Below are 19,867 nucleotides of genomic sequence, written 5' to 3' on the forward strand. Positions count from 1 at the left end.
AGGGGGGACCCTGTGGGAGAGTAGGACGCCGCCGAACAATCATTGTGGGAAAGCCCCGCACCTTATGGTGCGGGGCTTTTCTGCGTTCACGACCCTTTCACTGCCTCTCGGAGTTTCACTGCCTCTTAGGGTTGGGCCATGCGCTACGAACTGGTCGTCTTCGACAACGACGGGGTGCTCGTCGACAGCGAGCCCCTTTCCAACACCATCCTCGCCGGGTACCTGACCGAGTTGGGGCACCCCACCTCGTACGAGGACTCGCTGCGCGACTACATGGGCGCTGCCGTGCATCGCGTCCATGACCTCGTCAGGGAGCGCACGGGACGCCGTCTGCCCGAGGAGTTCGACGAGACGCTGCACACGCGCGTCTTCGCCGCGTTCGAGCGGGAGTTGGAGCCGGTGGCCGGGGCCACCGAGGTGCTGGAGAAGTTGGTGGCGGACGGAGTGCCGTACTGCGTTGCCTCCTCCGGGAGCCATGAGCGGATCCGGGTGGGGCATCGTAAGACCGGGCTCGACCGTTGGTTCCGGGACGAGAACATCTTCAGCGGACAGGACGTGGGGAAGGGGAAGCCGGCGCCCGATCTGTTTCTGTACGCGGCGGAGCGGATGGGGGTGGCGCCGGAGCGGTGCGCGGTCGTCGAGGACAGTCCGCTCGGGGTGGCCGCGGCCCGGGCCGCGGGGATGGACGTGTACGGATTCACGGCCATGACGCCGGCCTCCCGACTGGTGGGGGCGAGGGGGTACTTCGGGTCGATGGCGGAACTCCCCGGATTGCTTGTGTGATCGATCTACCCATGGGTAGATCGGCCGCCTACTGTGCGGCCATGACGGATGCGCGGTTGCGGCGTGGGCGGGGTGCCCTGTCGGTCGGCTTCTTTGTGCAGGGGGTGACGTTCGCCCTGCTGGTGACGCGGATCCCCGCGATTCAGGACCGGTACGGGATATCCGACGCCCTGCTGCCCGCGTTCCTGGCCGCGGTGCCGGTGCTGGCCGGGGTGGCGAGCGTGGTCACCGAGAAGGTGGTCGTACGGGTCCCGCCGAGTGTGGTGCTGCGGTGGGCCCAGCCCGTGGTGCTCCTGGCGCTCCTCGGGGTCGGAGCCGGGACCGCCATGTGGCAGGTGGCCGTGGCGCTCGGAGTGTTCGGGTTGGCGGTCGGGGCGCTGGACGCGTCGATGAACATGCTCGGGGTGAGCCTGCAGCGGGCATACGGGCGCAGCATCATGCTCGGGTTCCACGCCGCTTACAGCCTGGGCGGGATCGCCGGTGCGTCGATGGCGTGGGCGGGGGCGCACTGGGACTTGGCGCTGTTCGTCTCATATCTGCCGGCCGTGGTGGTGCTGCTGCCGGTGGTGCTGGTGGGGAGCCGGTCGTATGTGGACGGCGGCGGGGCGGCCCCGGTGGACGCGGGGGCCCGGAAGGCAGCGGACGCGGCGGAGGGGAGCGGTCTCGTCTTCCGGCTGCTGCTGCCGCTCTGCGCGGTGATGACGTTCGCGTACATCGGAGACTCGACCGTCTCCAACTGGAGCGCGAAGTATCTGCAGGACGTCCTCGGAAGTTCGGAGGAGACGGCGACCGTTCCGTACAACGCCTACATGGTCACGACGCTGCTGGGGCGGGCCGTGGGGGACTTCGGTGTGCGGCGGTTCGGGGCGACGGCCGTGGTGCGGTGTGGCGCGGTGCTGGCGGCGCTCGGGTTCATGGTGGTGGCGGGGGCGCCCGGTGCGTGGGTCGGGATGGCCGGGTTCACGGTGCTGGGGTTCGGGTTGAGCGTGATCGTGCCGCAGACGTTCGCGGCGGCGGGGCGGTTGTTCCCCGGGGCCAGTGATGCTGCTGTGGCGCGGCTCAATGTCTTCAACTACGTGGGATTTCTGGTCGGCTCACCCTTGGTGGGGGCGCTCGGGGACGCGTGGAGCTATCGGGGGGCGATGCTCGTTCCGATGGTGTTGGTACTTGTGACCGTGGTGTACGCCAAGTCGTTCGGTTCTCAACCGGCCAGATACGGTGGCGGGCATGAGCGGCCGCGCACTGTTGATGTGGGATGAAGCTGTCACGGGGTACGACTTCGGGTCCAGTCACCCGATGGATCCGGTCAGGCTCGCGCTGACCATGGGGTTGGTGCGGGCGTACGAACTCGATCGCGCCGTGGACGTGAGGGCCGCGAAGCCGGCGGGGGATTCGACGCTCCGGCTGGTGCACCGAGAGGACTATGTGGCGGCCGTGCGTGCCGCTTCGGCGGATCCGAGGGCGGCGGACCAGTCGTACGGTCTCGGTACGGTCGATGACCCCGCGTTCGCCGGGATGCACGAGGCCTCCGCGCTGATCGCCGGGCAGTCGGTGGGGGCGGCCGAGGCAGTGTGGCGGGGCGAGGCCGCGCACGCGGTGAACTTCGCGGGCGGGCTGCACCATGCGATGCCGGGGGCCGCGTCGGGGTTCTGCATCTACAACGACGCGTCGCTCGCGATCGCCCGGCTTCTGGAGCTGGGGGCCGAGCGGGTGGCGTACGTGGACGTGGATGTCCACCACGGTGACGGGGTGCAGGCGGCGTTCTGGGAGGATCCCCGGGTCCTGACGATCTCTCTGCACGAGCACCCCAGGACGCTGTTCCCGCAGACGGGGTGGCCCGAGGAGACGGGCGCGGTGGGCCCGGGCGAGGGCGGGGCCGTGAATGTGGCGTTGCCGGCGGGGACGGGCGACGCCGGGTGGCTGCGGGCGTTCCATGCGGTGGTGCCGGAGCTGCTGGCGGACTTCCGGCCGCAGGTGCTGGTGACGCAGCACGGCGCCGACACGCATTTCGAGGACCCGCTGGCGCATCTGGCGGTGTCGCTGGACGCGCAGCGGGCGGTGCAGATGGCCTGTCACGAGCTGGCGCACGAGTACGCCGACGGGCGCTGGGTCGCGCTCGGCGGCGGCGGGTACGCGGTGGTGGATGTCGTACCGCGCTCGTGGACGCATCTGGTGGCGATCGCGGCGCATCACCCCATCGAGCCGGAGTCGGTCGTCCCGGCGTCGTGGCGCGACGAGGTGTACGCGCGGACGCGGCAGTTGGCGCCCGGTCGGATGACGGACGGGCGGTGGCCGGTGGAGTGGCGTGAGTGGGAGGCGGGCTACGACCCGGCGGACCGTCTCGACCAGGCGGTGCTGGCCACCCGGCGTGCCGTGTTCCCGCTGCGGGGACTGCTCGCGTAAAAGCTTGCCGCGCGACCCTCCTGACGGACCGCCACCTGCCCGCTCCCCCGGCGCGGCACAGGTTACGGCTGTTACGCCGACTGTGCGGTGTGTCCGGGGTTTTGGTACTTCGCGGGGGGTTTTTCGGCACCATCGGGGAGGTGTTGAGCACCGGGGCGCTGCGCGCGCACTTATTGGCGGCCAGGCTGGCCGGGCCCGTGGCCACGTCACGGGAGGAGAGTCTGCGGAGCTATCGGCTCTTCGCCGCGCGCGATCCGCGGGTGACCCTCGGACTCGACCCCGCCTGGGGGTGGAGCGAGCGGGACGTGATGGCGCTGATGGCCGACAAGTGCGGGGTCTCCGCCGACCCTGACCATGTGTCGGGTCCCGACGCGATCGACCCCGAGCGGACGTTGAGCGGGCTCGACGCCTTCGCCGGGCGCCTCGCCGAGGCGGCGGCGCGGCGGGCTCCGGTGCTGCTGGGGACGGGGCATCCGCATCGGCTGCTCGGGTTCTACGGTGATCTCGCAGACGCTTTGTCGGCGGCGGGATGTCTTGTTCTCACACCCGCGCAGGGGCGATGTGTCGACATAACGACCCGGTTCGGCGTACGCACGTACTGCCTCGACTACGTACGAGGAGTTGCGTTGGTACGGGAACCCGGCGTTCCGGGCGCCGGGCGTGAGACCGGGGCGCACACGCACTCACCGCTGCCGATCAGGGCTGCCCTGGAGGGGACCGTGGACGGCGGCTGGCCGCTGCCGGAGCTCGTCGTCGGAGACCACGGATGGGTCTGCGGGGCAGGTCAGCTGGGTATTGAGGCCATCGGCCTGGGCGACACGGACGATCCGGCGCTGTTCGTCGGGGAGGCGGAGGGGCGGGTGTCCGTCGCCGTTCCGCTCGATGACGGTGTGCGGTCCGATTACTACCGACCACTTACTCGCTATGTACTCAATCGAGCGTGTCTGTCACGGTAAACGGCGGATGGCTGCTCCTCTTCCCCACTCGTACCACCCGCCCCTAGTCTGGAGCGTGAGCGCACCGCGACGAAGAGTCACCGGAGGGGAAGCCGGTGGGCGTCGTGTGCGGAAGGTACAGGTGGGTCATGGCTGCTGGCGAGAGGCCTCTCAACGAGGTCAAGTTTCTGACCGTGGCGGAAGTCGCCTCGGTGATGCGAGTGTCGAAGATGACCGTGTACCGCTTGGTGCACAGCGGTCATCTGCCGGCGATCAGGGTGGGAAGGTCCTTCCGGGTCCCGGAGCAAGCGGTTCACGAGTACCTCCGAGAGTCCTTCGTGGGGGTGGAAACGGCGTAGGCGGAGCCCTCCGCGACCCTCGGATTACAAGCTCAGCGCTCGGGCCGGTAGGCTAGGCCGACGTAGGTCGTGTGGGCCCAGACGCCCCGCACCAGTGAAGAGAAGTGAGCGAGGGTAGTCGTGGGCTCTGTTATCAAGAAGCGGCGCAAGCGGATGGCCAAGAAGAAGCACCGCAAGCTGCTCAAGCGCACCCGCGTTCAGCGTCGCAACAAGAAGTAAGCGACGGCTGTACGTGCGGCATTCGCAGGCCCCCCACCGATTCGGTGGGGGGCCTGCGGTGTGTCCGGGGGCCTGCGGTGTATTCGGGGGCAATGGGCCGGCAACGGCCCGTGCGGTCATCACAGCGCAACATCAACCCGCTACGGTGACGCATGACGGAGCGGGAGCACCGAAGGAAAGGCGCTGATCTTGGGCAAGGTCGTGCTCGTCACCGGAGTGGCCCGGCAGCTGGGCGGCCGTTTCGTACGGCGCATCCTGCGGGATCCGGAAGTGGACCGGGTCGTCGGCGTGGACGCCGTGGTTCCCGAGCACCACCTGGGCGGCGCCGATTTCGTCCGGGCGGACATCCGGCAGCCCGCCATAGCGCGGGTCCTCGCCGAGTACGGCGTCGACACCGTGGTCCACATGGACGTCACGGGAACGCCTCTCGGCGCCGGCGGCCGCGCCACGGTCAAGGAGACCAACGTCATCGGCACCATGCAGCTGCTCGGGGCCTGCCAGAAGAGCCCGAGCATCAAGCGGCTGGTGATCAAGTCCAGTACGAGCGTGTACGGCTCCGCACCCCGCGACCCGGCCGTGTTCACCGAGACCACCCCGCCCAAGTCGCTGCCGAGCGGCGGCTTCGCCAAGGACGCCGTGGAGGTCGAGGGATACGTGCGGGGCTTCGCCCGGCGCCGGCCCGATGTCGCCGTCTGCGTCCTGCGCTTCGCGAACATCCTCGGCCCCTGCGCCGACTCCCCGCTCGCCGACTACTTCTCGCTGCCGGTCCTGCCGACGGTCTTCGGCTACGACCCGAGGCTGCAGTTCGTCCACGAGGACGACGTCATCGACGTGCTGCGACTCGCCTCGCACGAGCCGCGGCGCGCCACGCTGAACAGCGGGACCTTCAACGTGGCGGGCGACGGGGTGTTGCTGCTGTCGCAGTGTTCGCGGCGCCTGGGCCGGCCGACCGTGCCGGTCCTGCTTCCGGCCGTCACCTGGGTCGGCTCCGCGCTGCGCACGGTCGGTATGACGGACTTCTCGCCCGAGCAGATCCGGCTGCTCACCCATGGCCGGGTGGTCAGTACGGTGCAGATGCGCGAGACGCTCGGCTTCGCGCCGAAGTTCTCGACCGCGCAGACCTTCGCGGACTTCGCGCGCAGCCGCGGCCCGGGCCTGCTTCCTCCGGAGACCGTCGCCGCGGCGGTCGACCGGATCGCGGCCTCCCGCCTGGTGGGCGCGGCGGACCGCACCAGGACACCCACACTGAGCGCCGACTAAGGAGCGCGGGCAACGATGGCGGACGCCAAGGTCATTCCGTTCGACGACGACCGGTCACGCGCGGGCGCGCCGCGTCCCTCGCGTCGCCGCCCCGGGGCGGGTGGCAGGCGCAAGAGCGACGCCCTGCCGCCTTCCGGGGGCGATGCGGCGGTCAGCTCCCTGCCGGGGCAGCAAGGCCCCGAGGCGGCCGCTGAAGGGCCCGCCGGGGCGCCGGGAGGCGGGAGCCGGACTCCGGGCAGCGACTGGGAGCGGCGGCTCGCCGGCGGGCTGGCCTTTCTGCGGCGCCGTGTCACCGGGGACTACGAGGTCGACGAGTTCGGCTACGACGAGGAGTTGACCGACCAGGTCCTGATGTCACTGGTGCGGCCCCTGTACGAGAAGTACTTCCGGGTCGAGGTGAAGGGCATCGAGAACATCCCGTCGAAGGGTGGGGCGCTCGTGGTGGCCAACCACTCGGGGACGCTGCCGCTGGACGGTCTGATGATGCAGGTCGCCGTCCACGACAACCATCCGGCGGGCCGACATCTGCGGCTGCTGGCCGCGGATCTGGTCTTCATGCTGCCGGTGGTCAACGAACTCGCGCGGAAGGCGGGGCACACGCTGGCCTGTGCGGAGGACGCCGAGCGGCTGCTGCGGCGCGGCGAGGTCGTCGGGGTGATGCCGGAGGGCTTCAAGGGCATCGGGAAGCCGTTCAGCGAGCGCTACAAGCTGCAGCGTTTCGGGCGGGGCGGCTTCGTCTCCACGGCTCTCCAGGCGGGGGTGCCGATCGTGCCGTGCTCGATCGTCGGCGCCGAGGAGATCTACCCGATGATCGGCAATGCCAAGACGCTGGCGCGGGTGCTCGGTATTCCGTACTTCCCGCTCACGCCGACGTTTCCGTGGCTCGGGCCGCTGGGGGTGTTGCCGCTGCCGACCAAGTGGACGATCCAGTTCGGTGAGCCGATCCCCACGGACGGCTATCCGCCGGAGGCGGCCGAGGATCCGATGCTGATGTTCAACCTGACGGACCAGGTGCGGGAGCAGATCCAGCACACGCTCTACAAGCTGCTGGTGCAGCGCCGGTCGGTCTTCTTCTGACGACCCTTCTCCTGACGGTCTTTCCGGTACGTGAAGGGGGCGCCCCTGTCGAGGGGCGCCCCCTTCACGTACGGCCCTGCCTGCTAGTCCCGCGCGTCCTCGCCGTCGATGCCCAGCCCCGGAATGATCCCCGGCAGGATCGGCGGGATGGTGACGTCGGGTGCCGGCGGCACCGACGGCCTGCCCTCCGGTGCCGAGGGAACGCCCGGTGTCGGCTGGTCGAGGATCCCGCCCGAATGGCCGTCCAGCAGGCCGTCGTCCGCGGCGCTGCCCGAGCCGGATCCGGAGGGATACGGCCGGCTGCCGTCCTTGGACGGTCCGGCGGGGGAGGACGGGGAGTGCGTTCCCGTACCCCTGCTCGTACTGTCCTGGGTGGCGCCCGGGCGGCCGCTGCTGCCCCCACGGCCCTTCTGGGGGGGCTGTGGCAGGACCGACTGGAGCGGGCCGACCTCTTCGTCTATGGCGTCGAAGACCGAACTCACTTCGTTGCCGACGTCGGTCAGCTGGGCGGGCAGCCGGTCGCGCAGACCGTTCCAGGTGGATCGGTGGTTCTGGGCGAACGAGTTGAGCGTGGCCATGGGGCCGAGGGCGCCGTCCCGCTGGTAGGCCAGTCGCAGCAGCCGGTGCCCCTCGGACGCGTCGTGCTGCATGCCGTTGAGCGCGCGGCGGATCTCGCCCAGTGACTCGTGGTCGAGGTCGCCGAGCCGGCCGCGCTCCATGAGCCTGCGGGCCTCGCTGAGCCGGGTGGAGGCCTGGTCCAGATAGATCCCGCCGCGGTCGGCGTCGTCGTCCGCCAGCCCCAGCTTGAGATCCTCCATGCCCCGCTTCAGCCCGTACAGCGAGTCGCCGGGGAGCGCGTCGGAACTGGCCGCGGCCACTCCGCTGAAGGCTCCCGCGGCGACACCGACGGTGAGCCCGCCGGCCGCGAGACCCTTGGACCAGCGGGATCTGGGACGCAGCTTCCCCAGCGGCGAGGCGCGGTGGGCGCCCCGGCCGCTCGATGTCCGTTGCTCCGGCACCGCTGTGCCGGCGGACGCGCCCCCTTCCGCGAGCATCGCTTCCATGGCGGCCACGAGCTGGGCCCGCTGCACCACCTTGACCTCGGGGTCCATCTGTGGCTTCGGCAGCTCGCCGAGGCCCTTCGCCAGGGCCAACAGCCGCCCATGCTCGGCCGGTTCGGCCGATGCCTCGGGCTGCTCGGCCGCCGTGCCCTGGGGCGTCCGATCCTCCAGGGTCTGGGCGAAGGCGTTCGCCCGCCGGTGCGCCGATACGTTCGCGATCACTGGCGGCACCTCCTCTCGTCGTGACGGTCGACTCCCCTGGGTGGTCGGAAGGTTGCACGCCTTGAGCACATCCACACGATCGAGTGAGTGGCTGTGGACATGGCGCGACCACAGGGAGCCTGCATCCCGCACAACGAGCGGCGCGGCACTTGGGTTACGCGCGAAAGATGATCGGACCAGTGCGTCATCGTGGCGTCACCGATTGTGAGTTGGGGTCAGCGGGCGTCGTCCGGGAGGAGCCGTGCCAGGGTGCGCACGGCCCGGTACTGAAGGGTCTTGATGGCGCCTTCGTTCTTGCCCATCACGCGGGCGGTCTCGGCGACGGAGAGGCCTTGCAGGAAGCGCAGCGTGACGCACTCCTGCTGCTGGGGGTTGAGGCGGCGGACCGCCTCCAGCAGGGCGGCGTTGGAGAGGGACTCAAGGACGGAGTCCTCCGGGCTGCGCTCCACCTCGTTGGCGTCGAGCATCTCGCCGGTGGTGACTTCGAGGCGGAAGCGGCTGGACTTGAAGTGGTCCGCCACCAGGTTGCGCGCGATCGTCACCAGCCAGGCGCCGAAGTCGCGGCCCTGCCAGGTGAAGGTGGAGATGCGGCGGAGGGCGCGCAGGAACGTCTCGCTTGTGAGGTCCTCCGCCGTCGCCTTGCCGCCGACGCGGTAGTAGATGTAGCGGTACACGGTGTCGCTGTACTGGTCGTACAGACGGCCGAAGGCCTCGGCCTCGCCAGCCTGGGCGCGCTCGACGAGGTCCATCATGCGCGCGCTGTCGCTGTCGGCGGTGGGGCGGCGGGCGGTGGTCGAGGTTCCGGAGCCGCCGCGACCGCCCCGTCTGCCGACGGCGGGACCGCCGTCGGCCAGGGCATAGCAGGGACCGGCGAGTGCCGGTGCGGCAAAAGCGGGGACGGCGTACGCGGTGGGGACGAAGCCGCGCAAGTGGTCGAGGACCGTTGCGCGGAGCGTAGCCAGGCCCGAGGCGTCAACCCCGACGTGTGAGGACACGGGACTCCCAGAGGCAGAGCTTCCATCACGTGCAGTACGGGACCATTCACCCGTCGTAGCGACGTGTGGGTTCCGGCATGCGTCTGAGGAGAATAACGCTTCGTACAGGCAGCACTACACCCAGTTGCTCAAATCATCGATTAGGTCGCATCTGTTACTGCTACGAGGCGTATCGAGTCGCACTTGGTGATCGCTTGTTGATCGGATTTCTTCGTGATCTGCATACACCGCTGACCTGTTGTGCCCGAGTGCTAAGGGTGCGACTGACCGGATGCACTCGGGGGTAGGGGTCGGGGAATGGCTGTGCGTCGCCCTGTGCGGACGTGTTCGACCACGTACGGGTTAACGCGGCTCGGCCGGGGTTGCCTGCCTGCCCGCGGCGCCGACGGGCGGTCGCGTGCGGACGGTGGCGGTGAGGGACGGCTGTCAGCGACGGCGGCGGTGAAGCGCGACGGCGGCCGCCGTGCCGCCGGCAAGCGCGCCCACGCCCGCGGCCGCCGGGATGCCGACCTTGGCCGCCTTGCGGCCGGTCCGGTAGTCGCGCAGCCGCCACTCACGGGCCCGGGCGTGCTTGCGCAGCTTGGCGTCGGGGTTGATCGCGTACGGGTGCCCGACCAGCGAGAGCATCGGGATGTCGTTGTGCGAGTCGCTGTACGCGGCGCAGCGGCTGAGGTCCAGGCCCTCGGCCGCGGCCAGGGCGCGGACCGCCTCGGCCTTCGCCGGGCCGTGCAGCGGCTCGCCGACCAGCTTGCCGGTGTAGACGCCGTCGACCGACTCCGCGACCGTGCCCAGCGCGCCGGTCAGACCGAGGCGGCGGGCGATGATCGTGGCCGTCTCGACCGGGGCGGCGGTGACCAGCCACACCTTCTGGCCCGCGTCGAGGTGGGCCTGGGCGAGGGCGCGGGTGCCGGGCCAGATGCGGTCGGCCATGTACTCGTCGTAGATCTCCTCGCCGATGGACATCAGCTCGGAGACGCGGTGGCCCTTGACGATGGACAGGGCGCTCTCGCGGGCGTCCTGCATGTGCTCGGGGTCCTCGACGCCCGCCAGCCGGAACCAGGCCTGCTGCCAGGCGAAACGGGCCAGCTCGCGGCGCTGGAAGAACTTCCGCTTGTACAGGCCGCGGCCGAAGTGGAAGATCGCGGCGCCCTGCATCACGGTGTTGTCGAGGTCGAAGAATGCGGCGGCGTGTTCGTCGCCGACGACCGGAAAGACGGGTTCCGTCGGCGGTTCCTGCCGAGCGGCGGCCTCTTCCAGTTCCTGCGACGTCTTGCGCGCCGCCTCGGCTGCTGCCTCTCCTGCCAGCACGCTGCGCGCGGTGGCGGAGCGTTTACGCGGCGTGAGCCATCCCAGTGCGGCCATGTCGTGAGCATAGCCAGTCTGTTCGGTCGTTCCCGACGCGCCGGGGATGCGACGGCGTGAACTCTCGGCGACCGCGCTGTTAATCCGGCCATTGGGGAGCAAGCTGGAGATAACGGGTGTGGGTCCGGAGCAGGGCCGTGGGCGGAGAATGGTCGGCATGTTGCGGCGAACGAAGAAGAACGAGACGGGCCAGGAGTCGGGGCCCCGGACGGTGACCCTCATCGGGAAGCCCGGATGCCACCTCTGCGACGACGCGCGGGCGGTGATCGAGAAGGTGTGTGCCGAGACCGGAGCGCTCTGGGAGGAGAAGGACATCACCCAGGACGAGGAGCTCCACCGGGCGTATTGGGAACAGATCCCGGTCGTCCTGGTCGACGGTGAGCAGCACACCTTCTGGCGAGTGGACCCCGAGCGGCTCCGCCGCGAATTGGTTGCCTGAAGCGAAAGGCGGTTACCATCGTGGACGTTTTGTTGGGTTTCGGGGGCGCAGTCGTGAGGAGTGTGTACGGTTTTGCCCCCCTCGGCTCTGCAACGCTTCCGCACGGCCCGCGGTTCCAGGATTCACCGAACTGAGCGCGTGACCCCGGTCACTTTGCCCGGACAAACCGGACACCATCTTTGTGCACGCGTTCACAAAGACATAGCCTGCATTCGACGGGGCGGTCCTGGGACATATGGCCGCCTGCAGCCCCGCTCATCCCGCAGGAGCACCGTGGCAACTGGCCGAACTCACCGACCGGCGACCCGCAGCCGAGGAATCCCCGAGGCCACCGTCGCCCGGCTTCCGCTGTATCTGCGCGCGCTCACCGCGCTCTCGGAACGTTCCGTACCCACGGTTTCCTCCGAGGAACTCGCGGCGGCCGCCGGAGTGAACTCCGCGAAGCTGCGCAAGGACTTCAGCTACCTCGGCTCGTACGGCACGCGGGGTGTGGGCTACGACGTCGAGTACCTCGTCTACCAGATCTCCCGCGAGCTCGGGCTCACGCAGGACTGGCCCGTCGTCATCGTCGGTATCGGTAACCTCGGCGCCGCCCTCGCCAACTACGGCGGGTTCGCCTCCCGCGGCTTCCGGGTCGCCGCGCTGATCGACGCCGACCCCGCGATGGCCGGCAAGCCGGTCGCCGGGATCCCGGTCCAGCACACCGACGAGCTCGAGAAGATCATCAAGGAGAACGGCGTCTCCATCGGCGTCATCGCGACCCCGGCCGGTGCCGCCCAGCAGGTCAGCGAGCGGCTCATCGCCGCCGGTGTCACCTCCATCCTCAACTTCGCCCCGACGGTGCTTTCCGTGCCCGACGGTGTCGACGTGCGCAAGGTGGACCTCTCCATCGAGCTGCAGATCCTCGCCTTCCACGAGCAGCGCAAGGCCGGCGAGGAGGCGGAGGCCGAAGCGGCCGGTGCCGCCGTGCCGCCCGCCGTCCGCGGTGGCGCCGCCGCCCCGACCCCGAAGGGACCCGACGGGGACATGCCCGCCGTGATGCCGGCATGAGCCTCCTCGTCGTCGGTCTCAGCCACCGCAGCGCCCCGGTCAGCGTCCTCGAGCGGGCCTCGCTCGCCGCGGACACCCAGGCCAAGCTGCTCCAGGACACCCTCGCCGCCGAACCGGCCGCCGAGGCCGCGCTGCTGGCCACCTGCAACCGCATCGAGCTCTACGCCGACGTGGACAAGTTCCACGCCGGTGTCGCCGAGCTGTCCACGCTGCTCGCCCAGCACAGCGGTGTCAGCCTGGAGGAGCTCACTCCCTATCTTTATGTGCACTACGAGGACCGGGCCGTCCACCACCTCTTCTCGGTGGCCTGCGGGCTCGACTCCATGGTCGTCGGCGAGGGTCAGATCCTCGGCCAGATCAAGGACGCGCTCGCGCTCGGCCAGGAGCTGCACACCGCCGGACGGCTTCTGAACGACCTCTTCCAGCAGGCCCTGCGGGTCGGCAAGCGTGCACACAGCGAGACCGGCATCGACCGGGCCGGGCAGTCGCTCGTCACCTTCGGCCTGGAGCAGCTCGCCGTCGGCAGCGACGTCGACACCTGGGCCAAGGGCAAGAAGGCGCTCGTCATCGGCGCCGGATCGATGTCCTCGCTGGCCGCGGCGACGCTGGCCCGCTCCGGAGTCTCCGAGGTCGTGATCGCCAACCGGACGCCGGCCCGCGCCGAACGTCTCGTCCAGATCCTCACCGAGCCCGGGGGTACGGGCGTGGCGGCCCGCGCCGTCGACATGGCCGCCGTCGGCGACGAGCTGACACGTGCCGACGTGGTCGTGTCGTGCACCGGTGCCACCGGTCTCGTCCTGACCGCCGAGGCCGTCGAGAGCGCCATGCGCGGGCGTACGGCCCCGCTCGCGCTGCTCGACCTCGCCATGCCTCGGGACATCGACGCCGCGGCCCACCGGACGCTCAACGTCCGGCTGGTCGACATCGAGTCGCTCGCCGATGCCTCCGCCGACGCGCCCATGGCCGCCGACGTCGACCAGGTCCGGGGCATCGTCTCCGACGAGGTCGCCGCCTTCGGCGCCGCCCAGCGCGCCGCGCACATCACCCCGACCGTCGTGGCCCTGCGCACCATGGCCGCCGATGTCGTCGCCGGCGAGGTCGCCCGGCTGGAAGGGCGGCTGCCCGACCTCGACGACAAGCAGCGCGCCGAGATCACCCAGACCGTGCGCCGCGTCGTCGACAAGCTCCTGCACGCGCCGACCGTGCGGGTCAAGCAGCTGGCCAGCGAGCCCGGCGGCGCCGGGTACGCCGACGCGCTGCGGACACTCTTCGACCTCGACCCGGAGACGGTCGCCTCCGTCTCCCGGGCCGACCTGAATGACGCCGATGTCAAGAACCGAGGGCGAGTATGACCGAGAGGGCACTGAGGCTCGGGACCAGGCGCAGCAAGCTCGCCATGGCCCAGTCCGGGCACGTGGCCGACGCCGTACGGCAGCTGACAGGCCGGCCCGTCGAGCTCGTGGAGATCACCACGTACGGCGACACCTCTCGCGAGCACCTCGCGCAGATCGGCGGCACGGGCGTCTTCGTCACCGCGCTGCGCGACGCGCTGCTCGCCGGTGAGGTCGACTTCGCCGTGCACTCGCTCAAGGACCTGCCGACCACGCAGCCGGACGAGCTCACGCTGGCCGCGATCCCGAAGCGCGAGGACCCGCGTGACGTCCTGGTCGCCCGGGACGGTCTGACGCTCGACCGGCTCCCCCACGGGGCGCGGATCGGCACCGGTTCGCCGCGGCGGATGGCGCAGCTGAACGCGTACGCCCGAAGCCACGGCCTGCGCATCGAGACCGTGCCGATCCGCGGGAACATCGACACCCGCGTCGGCTACGTCCACAGCGGGGAGCTGGACGCGGTGGTTCTCGCCGCGGCCGGTCTCAACCGCATCGGACGGACCGACGAGGTCACCGACTTCCTCTCGGTCGACGCAGTTTTGCCCGCTCCCGGTCAGGGAGCACTGGCGATCGAGTGCACGGCGGCCAACGCCTCTCTCGCCGCCACGCTCGCCGAGCTCGACGACCCGCACACCCGGGCCGCCGTGACCGCCGAGCGATCCCTGCTCGCCGCCCTGGAGGCCGGCTGCTCCGCACCTGTGGGTGCGCTGGCCGACCTGCTGGCCGACGGACAGGTTGTTCATGAGATGCGCCTGCGCGGTGTTGTCGGCACGACCGACGGATCCACGCTGGTGCAGCTGTCCACCACCGGTCCCGTACCTACGTCGCACGGCGACGCCCTCGCGCTCGGTCGCGAACTCGCGTCCGAGATGCTCGCCAAGGGTGCGGCCGGTCTTATGGGGGAGCGAGCACTTTGAGCCCCACCAGCCCCACCACCATCGCAGCCTCGGCATACTCCGGGCACGGACACGTCACCTTCCTGGGCGCCGGTCCCGGCGACCCCGGACTGCTGACCCTCCGCGCGGTCGAAGCACTCGCCCGGGCGGACGTACTGATCGCCGAGCCGGATGTGCTCGAGGTCGTACGAGGCCATGCCCGGGCGGGCGTGAGCACGCCTGAGCTGACGGTGGTTGACGAAGCGTCAAAGACCGCCGGTGTCCCCGTGTTGAGGGATGCGGCCAATCTTGTCATGGAGGCCGCGCGGTCCGGCAAGCGGGTCGTCCGTGCGGTGACCGGTGACCCCGGTCTCGACGGGAACGCGGGCCGGGAGATGCTCTCCTGCGCCTCCGAGGGCATCGCCTTCGAGGTCGTGCCCGGAGTCGCGACGGCGGTGGGCGTACCCGCGTACGCCGGTGTCCCGCTGAGCGACGACGCCCACGGCACCGATGTCCGTTTCGTCGACGCCCGCACGGCGAACGACCGCTGCTGGAACGAGGTCGGCGCCTCCGACGGCACCGTCGTCGTCTCCACCTCGCTGGACTCGGTCGCCGCGGCCGCCGGTGAGCTCGTCGCGGCCGGCCGCAAGCCGGACACCCCGCTGACGGTCACCGTCGCCGGCACGACGACCCGGCAGCGGACCTGGACGGCCACGCTCGGCACCATCGCCCAGGTCTTCAAGCAGGGCAAGGTGCTGCCGTCCCCCGACGGCCACCAGCCCGTCATAGCCGTGGTCGGTGAGCGCAGCGCCGCCGCCCAGCGCGACCAGCTGTCGTGGTTCGAGTCGAAGCCGCTCTTCGGGTGGCGGGTGCTGGTGCCGCGCACGAAGGAGCAGGCGGCATCGCTCTCCGACCAGCTTCGGTCCTACGGCGCCGTTCCGCACGAGGTCCCGACGATCGCCGTCGAGCCGCCGCGGACGCCGCAGCAGATGGAGCGGGCGGTCAAGGGACTCGTCACCGGCCGCTATGAGTGGATCGCCTTCACCAGCGTCAACGCGGTCAAGGCGGTGCGTGAGAAGTTCGAGGAGTACGGGCTCGACGCGCGGGCCTTCGCGGGGATCAAGGTCGCCGCGGTGGGCGAGCAGACGGCCGCGGCCCTGGTCGACTTCGGTGTGAAGCCGGACCTGGTGCCCAGCGGTGAGCAGTCCGCGGCGGGGCTCCTGGAGGACTGGCCGCCGTACGACCCGGTCTTCGACCCGATCGACCGTGTCTTCCTGCCTCGTGCCGACATTGCCACCGAGACCCTGGTGGCCGGTCTGATCGAGCTGGGCTGGGAGGTCGACGACGTCACGGCCTACCGGACCGTACGGGCGTCGCCGCCGCCGGCGGACACCCGCGAGGCGATCAAGGGCGGCGGCTTCGACGCCGTGCTCTTCACGTCGTCCTCGACGGTCCGCAACCTCGTCGGCATCGCCGGCAAGCCGCACAACGTGACGGTCATCGCCTGCATCGGGCCGGCCACCGCGAAGACGGCGGAGGAGCACGGCCTGCGGGTGGACGTGCTGTCGCCCGAGCCGTCGGTGCACAAGCTGGCCGAGGCGCTGGCGGACTTCGGCGTGCGGCGCCGGGAGGCCGCGCGCGAGGCGGGCGACCCGGTGACGCGGCCGAGCGAGCGCAGGCCGGGAGCGCGACGGAGGCGGACGACGTAGCCGTTGTGGGGTGCGGTCCCTGTGGGGCTCCGCGCCCCCGGGGTGGCCCCGGGCCCTCGTGGTGACCGTTCACCGCGAGGGCCTCGGCGTGCGCGGCAACCTCACGGGGGCCGCCCTCCGGCTCCTGTGCCTGCCCACCCGCCGGGCCGTGCGGGACGATTGCCCATCAGGGTGGCCGCATGCCCACAACCGGTCGGCAAAAGCACACCCTCGCCCGGCGTAGCGTGGAGCGTATGACTGTGTACGGATCCTTTCCCGGTGCGCGGCCGCGCAGGCTGCGGACGAGTCCCGCGATGCGGCGCATGGTCGCCGAGACGCGGCTGCATCCGGCCGATCTGATCCTCCCCGCGTTCGTGCGGGAAGGCATCGGCGAGCCCGTTCCGATCGCCGCGATGCCCGGCGTCGTCCAGCACACCCGCGACACCCTCCGGAAGGCGGCCGTCGAGGCCGTGTCCGCGGGCGTCTCCGGAATCATGCTCTTCGGGGTGCCCGAGGACGCCAAGAAGGACGCGGCCGGCACGGCGGGCACGGACCCGGACGGGATCCTGCAGGTCGCCATTCGTGATGTGAAGGCCGAGGTCGGGGACGATCTGGTGATCATGTCGGACCTGTGCCTGGACGAGTACACCGACCACGGCCACTGCGGTGTCGTGGACGCCGACGGCCGCGTCGACAACGACGCGACGCTGGAACGGTACGCCGAGATGGCCCAGGTCCAGGCCGACGCCGGCGTCCATGTCGTCGGACCCTCCGGGATGATGGACGGCCAGGTCGGGGTGATCCGCGACGCGCTGGACACCATCGGCAAGGAGGACGTGTCGATCCTCGCCTACACCGCCAAGTACTCCTCGGCCTTCTACGGGCCCTTCCGCGAGGCCGTCGGCTCGTCGCTGACCGGTGACCGCAAGACGTACCAGCAGGACCCGGCCAACCTCCGGGAGTCCATGCGGGAGCTGGCGCTGGACCTCGACGAGGGCGCCGACATGGTCATGGTCAAGCCGGCCGGACCGTACCTGGACGTCCTCGCCAAGGTCGCCGAGGCCGTGGACGTGCCGGTCGCCGCGTACCAGATCAGCGGTGAGTACGCGATGATCGAGGCCGCCGCCGAGAAGGGCTGGATCGACCGGGACCGGGCGATCTTGGAGACCCTGACCGGGATCCGGCGGGCCGGTGCGCAGATGATCCTCACGTACTGGGCGACCGAGGTCGCGCAGAACCTGCGGCAGGCCTGACCCCGCGCGGTGGCACAACAGGATGACAACGGCCGCACAACGCGCGGCTGAGAGCGTTCCCTCGTTCGTTCGTTCCGTACGTCGAGAGAGGGAAGGCAGTTCTGTGACTGACCACCGCACTTTCCGGGGGATCGCTCGGATCGTCACCACACTCGCAGGGATCTTCGTCGTCCTGGTGGCGGGGCTCGGCACCGCCGGTGCCGCCTCCGCCGCCGACTTCACGGCCCGGGCCAGGAGCGCTGGACTCAGCGCCGACCAGGCCCAGGGCCTCCAGGCGAAGGTCGACGGGTTCAAGCAGCGCACGGGCGGGGTGCAGATCGCGCCGAACAAGATCAAGCTGGGCCCCGGCGCCGAGCTGACGGTCGTCGTGCCGGGCGAGAAGTACGCGCGTGACCTCAGTGACCCGGTCGGGACCATGGCCGCCTGCGCGTACCTGCGCTTCTGCGCGTACAGCGGCACCAACTTCACCGGCAGCCAGATCAACATGTACACCTGCGGCAGCTACAACATCCCCTGGACCGGCAACGGTTCGTGGGACAACAACCAGTCGGCGGGCACCAGGGCCCGGATGTACAACTCGTCCGGATCACTGATCTACACGACGCCCGGCGCCCGCAGCTACGACACGTCCGGCAGCTGGACCCCGGTCTACAAGGTGCGCAACTGCTAGCGGAACCGATGGGAGTGTCAGGCCGTCACCGGCTCAGGTGGCGGCCTGAACGCTTTCGCCGACGAGGATCGAGTGCTGGAGGCGCTGGAGTTCGGGCCCCGGCAGCAGGCCCAGTTCCTCGTCGAGGAGTCGACGGCCGTCGTGGAAGACGTCCAGCGCCTCGGCGCGGCGGCCCGAGCGGTAGAGCGCCAGCATGAGCTGGGCGCGGAACCGTTCGCGGAAGGGGTGATCGGCGACGAGCGGGCGCAGCCGGGCGGCGGCGGTGGTGTCCTGGCCGGTGAGGAGATCGGCCTGGGCGAGGAGTTCGCAGGCCGCGAGGTGCAACTCCTGGAGGCGGACGGCCTCCGTCCGGACCAGGGGGACGTCGAGGTCGCCGTAGGCGGGGCCGCGCCAGAGGGCCAGCGCCTCCTGGAGGACCGTACCGGCGCGGGCCGCGGCCAGGCGGGTGTCGTGGCCGAGGAGCCGGCGGGCGTCGGCGCAGGCGGATTCGAAGTGCTGGGCGTCGATGTCCTCCGGGTCCGCGGTGAGGGTGTAGCCCGTCGGCGAGGTGAGGACGCGCGAGCCGCCCACCGCCCTGCGCAGCTTGTGGACGTGCCAGCGCAGCATGTCGGTGGCCGAGGGCGGAGGTTCGGGCCCCCAGAGGGCGTCGACCAGCAGATCTCTCGACAGTACGGAGTTGGGGCGGCTGAGGAGCGCCGCGAGCAGGGCGTGCTGCTTGCCGCCGCGCAGTGCGATGCGATGCGGCCCGTCGTGGACGGTGACGGGTCCGAGCACACGGAAGCGCAATGGGTCCCCCTGTGATGCGGTCGGTCGTTCGTGGGCAGCGTGGCATGGGGGCGGGCACGGCGGATTGGAGAAAACTGCGGCCCGTGGGTCAGACGGGCCGGGCCGGGGACGGCTGGGGGCGGCCGGGCGGCGGGAAAAGCACGCTGGTGACCTCGCCCCGCAGCCGGTCGCCCGAGTAGGGGGCGCCGGCGCCGAAGGTCCGCTCGGCGCGGAAGCGGCGGGGGGTCAGGCCGGTCATCGCCGAGAACTCCCTGATCAGGTGCGACTGGTCGAAGAAGCCGCAGGCCGCCGCGATCTGGGCGTGGGGGCGGTCCGCGGCGAGCATCCGCAGGACCCGGCCGAGGCGGTGGATCCGGGCGGCCGTCTTCGGAGCCGTACCGATCTGCTCGACGAAGTGGTGGTGGAACTGGCGCTTGCTCCAGCCCGAGCCGGCGGCCAGGTCCGCCAGGGGTGCGGTGCCCGACGTCCGCCGCAACTCGTCCCAGGCCGAGGCCACTTGCGGGGCGTGCGGGCGGCCCGCGCGCGCCCACCGCAGCAGTGTCGCGTCGAGCAGCGCGAACCGCTCGTCCCAGGCGCCCGCGCCGGCCAGCTTCTCGGTGAGCCGCCGCGCGCGGGGGCCGAGGACGTCCACGGGGTCGGCGGTGGTCCCGGCCAGCTCGCCCAGCCCCGTCCCGAACAGCGAGAAGGCCGCCCACGGCGAGAAGATGATCTCCACGCCGTGCAGGCGGCCTTCGTGCTCCCCGATGACCGGGCCGGTGCGCAAGCCGGCCAGCAGGGAGGTGTACGCGTGGGTGGCCCCGCCCCCGTGGAGCTTCAGGCGGTCCCCGAAGCCGAGCATGAGGGTCACGGACGCGTTGGGCACTTCGAGCCTGCGACGGGGGCGGTCCAGCGCGAAACGGAACCCCCGATAGCAGCGGACCCCGGGCCACAGACGCCGGTCGGGTAAGGCGAAGACCGATTCCCATGTCCCCTCGGGACAGGCGTAGCGCAGCATGGAGCCCCCTGTTCCCCCACAGTCGCGGACCACGGGCCCGAGTCT

The 19,867-nt window shown here is 70.7% G+C and carries 20 protein-coding genes; 15 read left to right on the plus strand and 5 right to left on the minus strand.

The window, feature by feature from the left end:
* Positions 1-138 precede the first annotated feature (138 nt).
* The 8 genes from ACZ5VC_RS24230 (at position 139) to ACZ5VC_RS24265 (ending at position 7,036) form a co-directional block, all read left to right on the plus strand.
* Positions 139-783 carry an HAD family hydrolase gene (locus ACZ5VC_RS24230; RefSeq protein ID WP_469122142.1) on the plus strand — a complete coding sequence of 215 codons (645 nt, stop codon included), beginning with the start codon at positions 139-141 and terminating at the stop codon, positions 781-783.
* A gap of 41 nt (positions 784-824) precedes the next feature.
* Positions 825-2,042, plus strand: a complete 1,218-nt coding sequence (locus ACZ5VC_RS24235; RefSeq protein WP_469122143.1) for an MFS transporter — start codon at positions 825-827, stop codon at positions 2,040-2,042.
* Positions 2,011-3,186: an acetoin utilization protein AcuC gene (locus ACZ5VC_RS24240; RefSeq protein ID WP_469122144.1), complete on the plus strand. Its 1,176-nt coding sequence runs from the start codon at positions 2,011-2,013 to the stop codon at positions 3,184-3,186. Before ACZ5VC_RS24235 ends, ACZ5VC_RS24240 begins: the two co-directional genes overlap by 32 nt.
* A 140-nt stretch (positions 3,187-3,326) precedes the next feature.
* Positions 3,327-4,142 (plus strand): phosphatase, encoded by an 816-nt coding sequence (locus ACZ5VC_RS24245; RefSeq protein ID WP_469122145.1) that lies wholly within the window; start codon positions 3,327-3,329, stop codon positions 4,140-4,142.
* Positions 4,143-4,270: 128 nt separating this feature from the next.
* Positions 4,271-4,480: a helix-turn-helix domain-containing protein gene (locus ACZ5VC_RS24250; protein WP_040875176.1), complete on the plus strand. Its 210-nt coding sequence runs from the start codon at positions 4,271-4,273 to the stop codon at positions 4,478-4,480.
* 120 nt (positions 4,481-4,600) lie between these two features.
* Positions 4,601-4,699 carry a 30S ribosomal protein bS22 gene (locus ACZ5VC_RS24255; protein ID WP_003948845.1) on the plus strand — a complete coding sequence of 33 codons (99 nt, stop codon included), beginning with the start codon at positions 4,601-4,603 and terminating at the stop codon, positions 4,697-4,699.
* A gap of 189 nt (positions 4,700-4,888) precedes the next feature.
* Positions 4,889-5,959, plus strand: a complete 1,071-nt coding sequence (locus tag ACZ5VC_RS24260) for an NAD-dependent epimerase/dehydratase family protein (protein ID WP_469122146.1) — start codon at positions 4,889-4,891, stop codon at positions 5,957-5,959.
* A 15-nt stretch (positions 5,960-5,974) separates the two neighbouring features.
* On the plus strand, positions 5,975-7,036 hold the full coding sequence (locus ACZ5VC_RS24265) for a lysophospholipid acyltransferase family protein (RefSeq protein WP_469122147.1): 1,062 nt from the start codon (positions 5,975-5,977) through the stop codon (positions 7,034-7,036).
* Positions 7,037-7,119: 83 nt separating this feature from the next.
* Here ACZ5VC_RS24265 and ACZ5VC_RS24270 read toward each other — a convergent pair whose 3' ends face one another.
* From ACZ5VC_RS24270 to ACZ5VC_RS24280, 3 genes are all read right to left on the minus strand, one after another.
* Positions 7,120-8,319: a DUF5667 domain-containing protein gene (locus ACZ5VC_RS24270; RefSeq protein WP_469122148.1), complete on the minus strand. Its 1,200-nt coding sequence runs from the start codon at positions 8,317-8,319 to the stop codon at positions 7,120-7,122.
* A gap of 215 nt (positions 8,320-8,534) precedes the next feature.
* On the minus strand, positions 8,535-9,314 hold the full coding sequence (locus ACZ5VC_RS24275) for an ECF subfamily RNA polymerase sigma factor, BldN family (protein WP_469122149.1): 780 nt from the start codon (positions 9,312-9,314) through the stop codon (positions 8,535-8,537).
* A gap of 426 nt (positions 9,315-9,740) precedes the next feature.
* Positions 9,741-10,676, minus strand: a complete 936-nt coding sequence (locus tag ACZ5VC_RS24280; RefSeq protein ID WP_469122150.1) for an HAD family hydrolase — start codon at positions 10,674-10,676, stop codon at positions 9,741-9,743.
* A 148-nt stretch (positions 10,677-10,824) separates the two neighbouring features.
* Here ACZ5VC_RS24280 and ACZ5VC_RS24285 point away from each other — a divergent pair, with 148 nt between their 5' ends.
* The 7 genes from ACZ5VC_RS24285 (at position 10,825) to ACZ5VC_RS24315 (ending at position 18,042) form a co-directional block, all read left to right on the plus strand.
* Complete coding sequence (locus ACZ5VC_RS24285; RefSeq protein ID WP_469122151.1) at positions 10,825-11,115, plus strand: glutaredoxin family protein; 291 nt, start codon at positions 10,825-10,827, stop codon at positions 11,113-11,115.
* 273 nt (positions 11,116-11,388) lie between these two features.
* Positions 11,389-12,165: a redox-sensing transcriptional repressor Rex gene (locus tag ACZ5VC_RS24290; protein ID WP_469122152.1), complete on the plus strand. Its 777-nt coding sequence runs from the start codon at positions 11,389-11,391 to the stop codon at positions 12,163-12,165.
* The gene (locus ACZ5VC_RS24295; RefSeq protein WP_469122153.1) at positions 12,162-13,517 is read left to right on the plus strand and encodes a glutamyl-tRNA reductase; all 1,356 of its coding nucleotides are present in this window, start codon (positions 12,162-12,164) and stop codon (positions 13,515-13,517) included. The genes ACZ5VC_RS24290 and ACZ5VC_RS24295 overlap by 4 nt, the downstream gene beginning before the upstream one ends.
* Positions 13,514-14,473 (plus strand): hydroxymethylbilane synthase, encoded by a 960-nt coding sequence (gene hemC, locus ACZ5VC_RS24300; RefSeq protein WP_469122154.1) that lies wholly within the window; start codon positions 13,514-13,516, stop codon positions 14,471-14,473. Before ACZ5VC_RS24295 ends, hemC begins: the two co-directional genes overlap by 4 nt.
* Positions 14,470-16,140: a bifunctional uroporphyrinogen-III C-methyltransferase/uroporphyrinogen-III synthase gene (locus ACZ5VC_RS24305; RefSeq protein WP_469122155.1), complete on the plus strand. Its 1,671-nt coding sequence runs from the start codon at positions 14,470-14,472 to the stop codon at positions 16,138-16,140. Before hemC ends, ACZ5VC_RS24305 begins: the two co-directional genes overlap by 4 nt.
* 233 nt (positions 16,141-16,373) lie before the next feature.
* Positions 16,374-17,372, plus strand: a complete 999-nt coding sequence (gene hemB / locus ACZ5VC_RS24310; protein WP_469122156.1) for a porphobilinogen synthase — start codon at positions 16,374-16,376, stop codon at positions 17,370-17,372.
* Between the two features lie 103 nt (positions 17,373-17,475).
* Positions 17,476-18,042 carry a peptidase inhibitor family I36 protein gene (locus tag ACZ5VC_RS24315; RefSeq protein WP_469122157.1) on the plus strand — a complete coding sequence of 189 codons (567 nt, stop codon included), beginning with the start codon at positions 17,476-17,478 and terminating at the stop codon, positions 18,040-18,042.
* Positions 18,043-18,075: 33 nt separating this feature from the next.
* Here the strand turns inward: ACZ5VC_RS24315 and ACZ5VC_RS24320 are convergent, their stop codons facing one another.
* Positions 18,076-18,828 (minus strand): AfsR/SARP family transcriptional regulator, encoded by a 753-nt coding sequence (locus ACZ5VC_RS24320; protein WP_469122158.1) that lies wholly within the window; start codon positions 18,826-18,828, stop codon positions 18,076-18,078.
* Between the two features lie 88 nt (positions 18,829-18,916).
* Complete coding sequence (locus ACZ5VC_RS24325; protein ID WP_469122159.1) at positions 18,917-19,822, minus strand: helix-turn-helix domain-containing protein; 906 nt, start codon at positions 19,820-19,822, stop codon at positions 18,917-18,919.
* Between the last annotated feature and the right edge of the window lie 45 nt (positions 19,823-19,867).

It is taken from the genome of Streptomyces sp. NPDC033174, assembly GCF_055577795.1.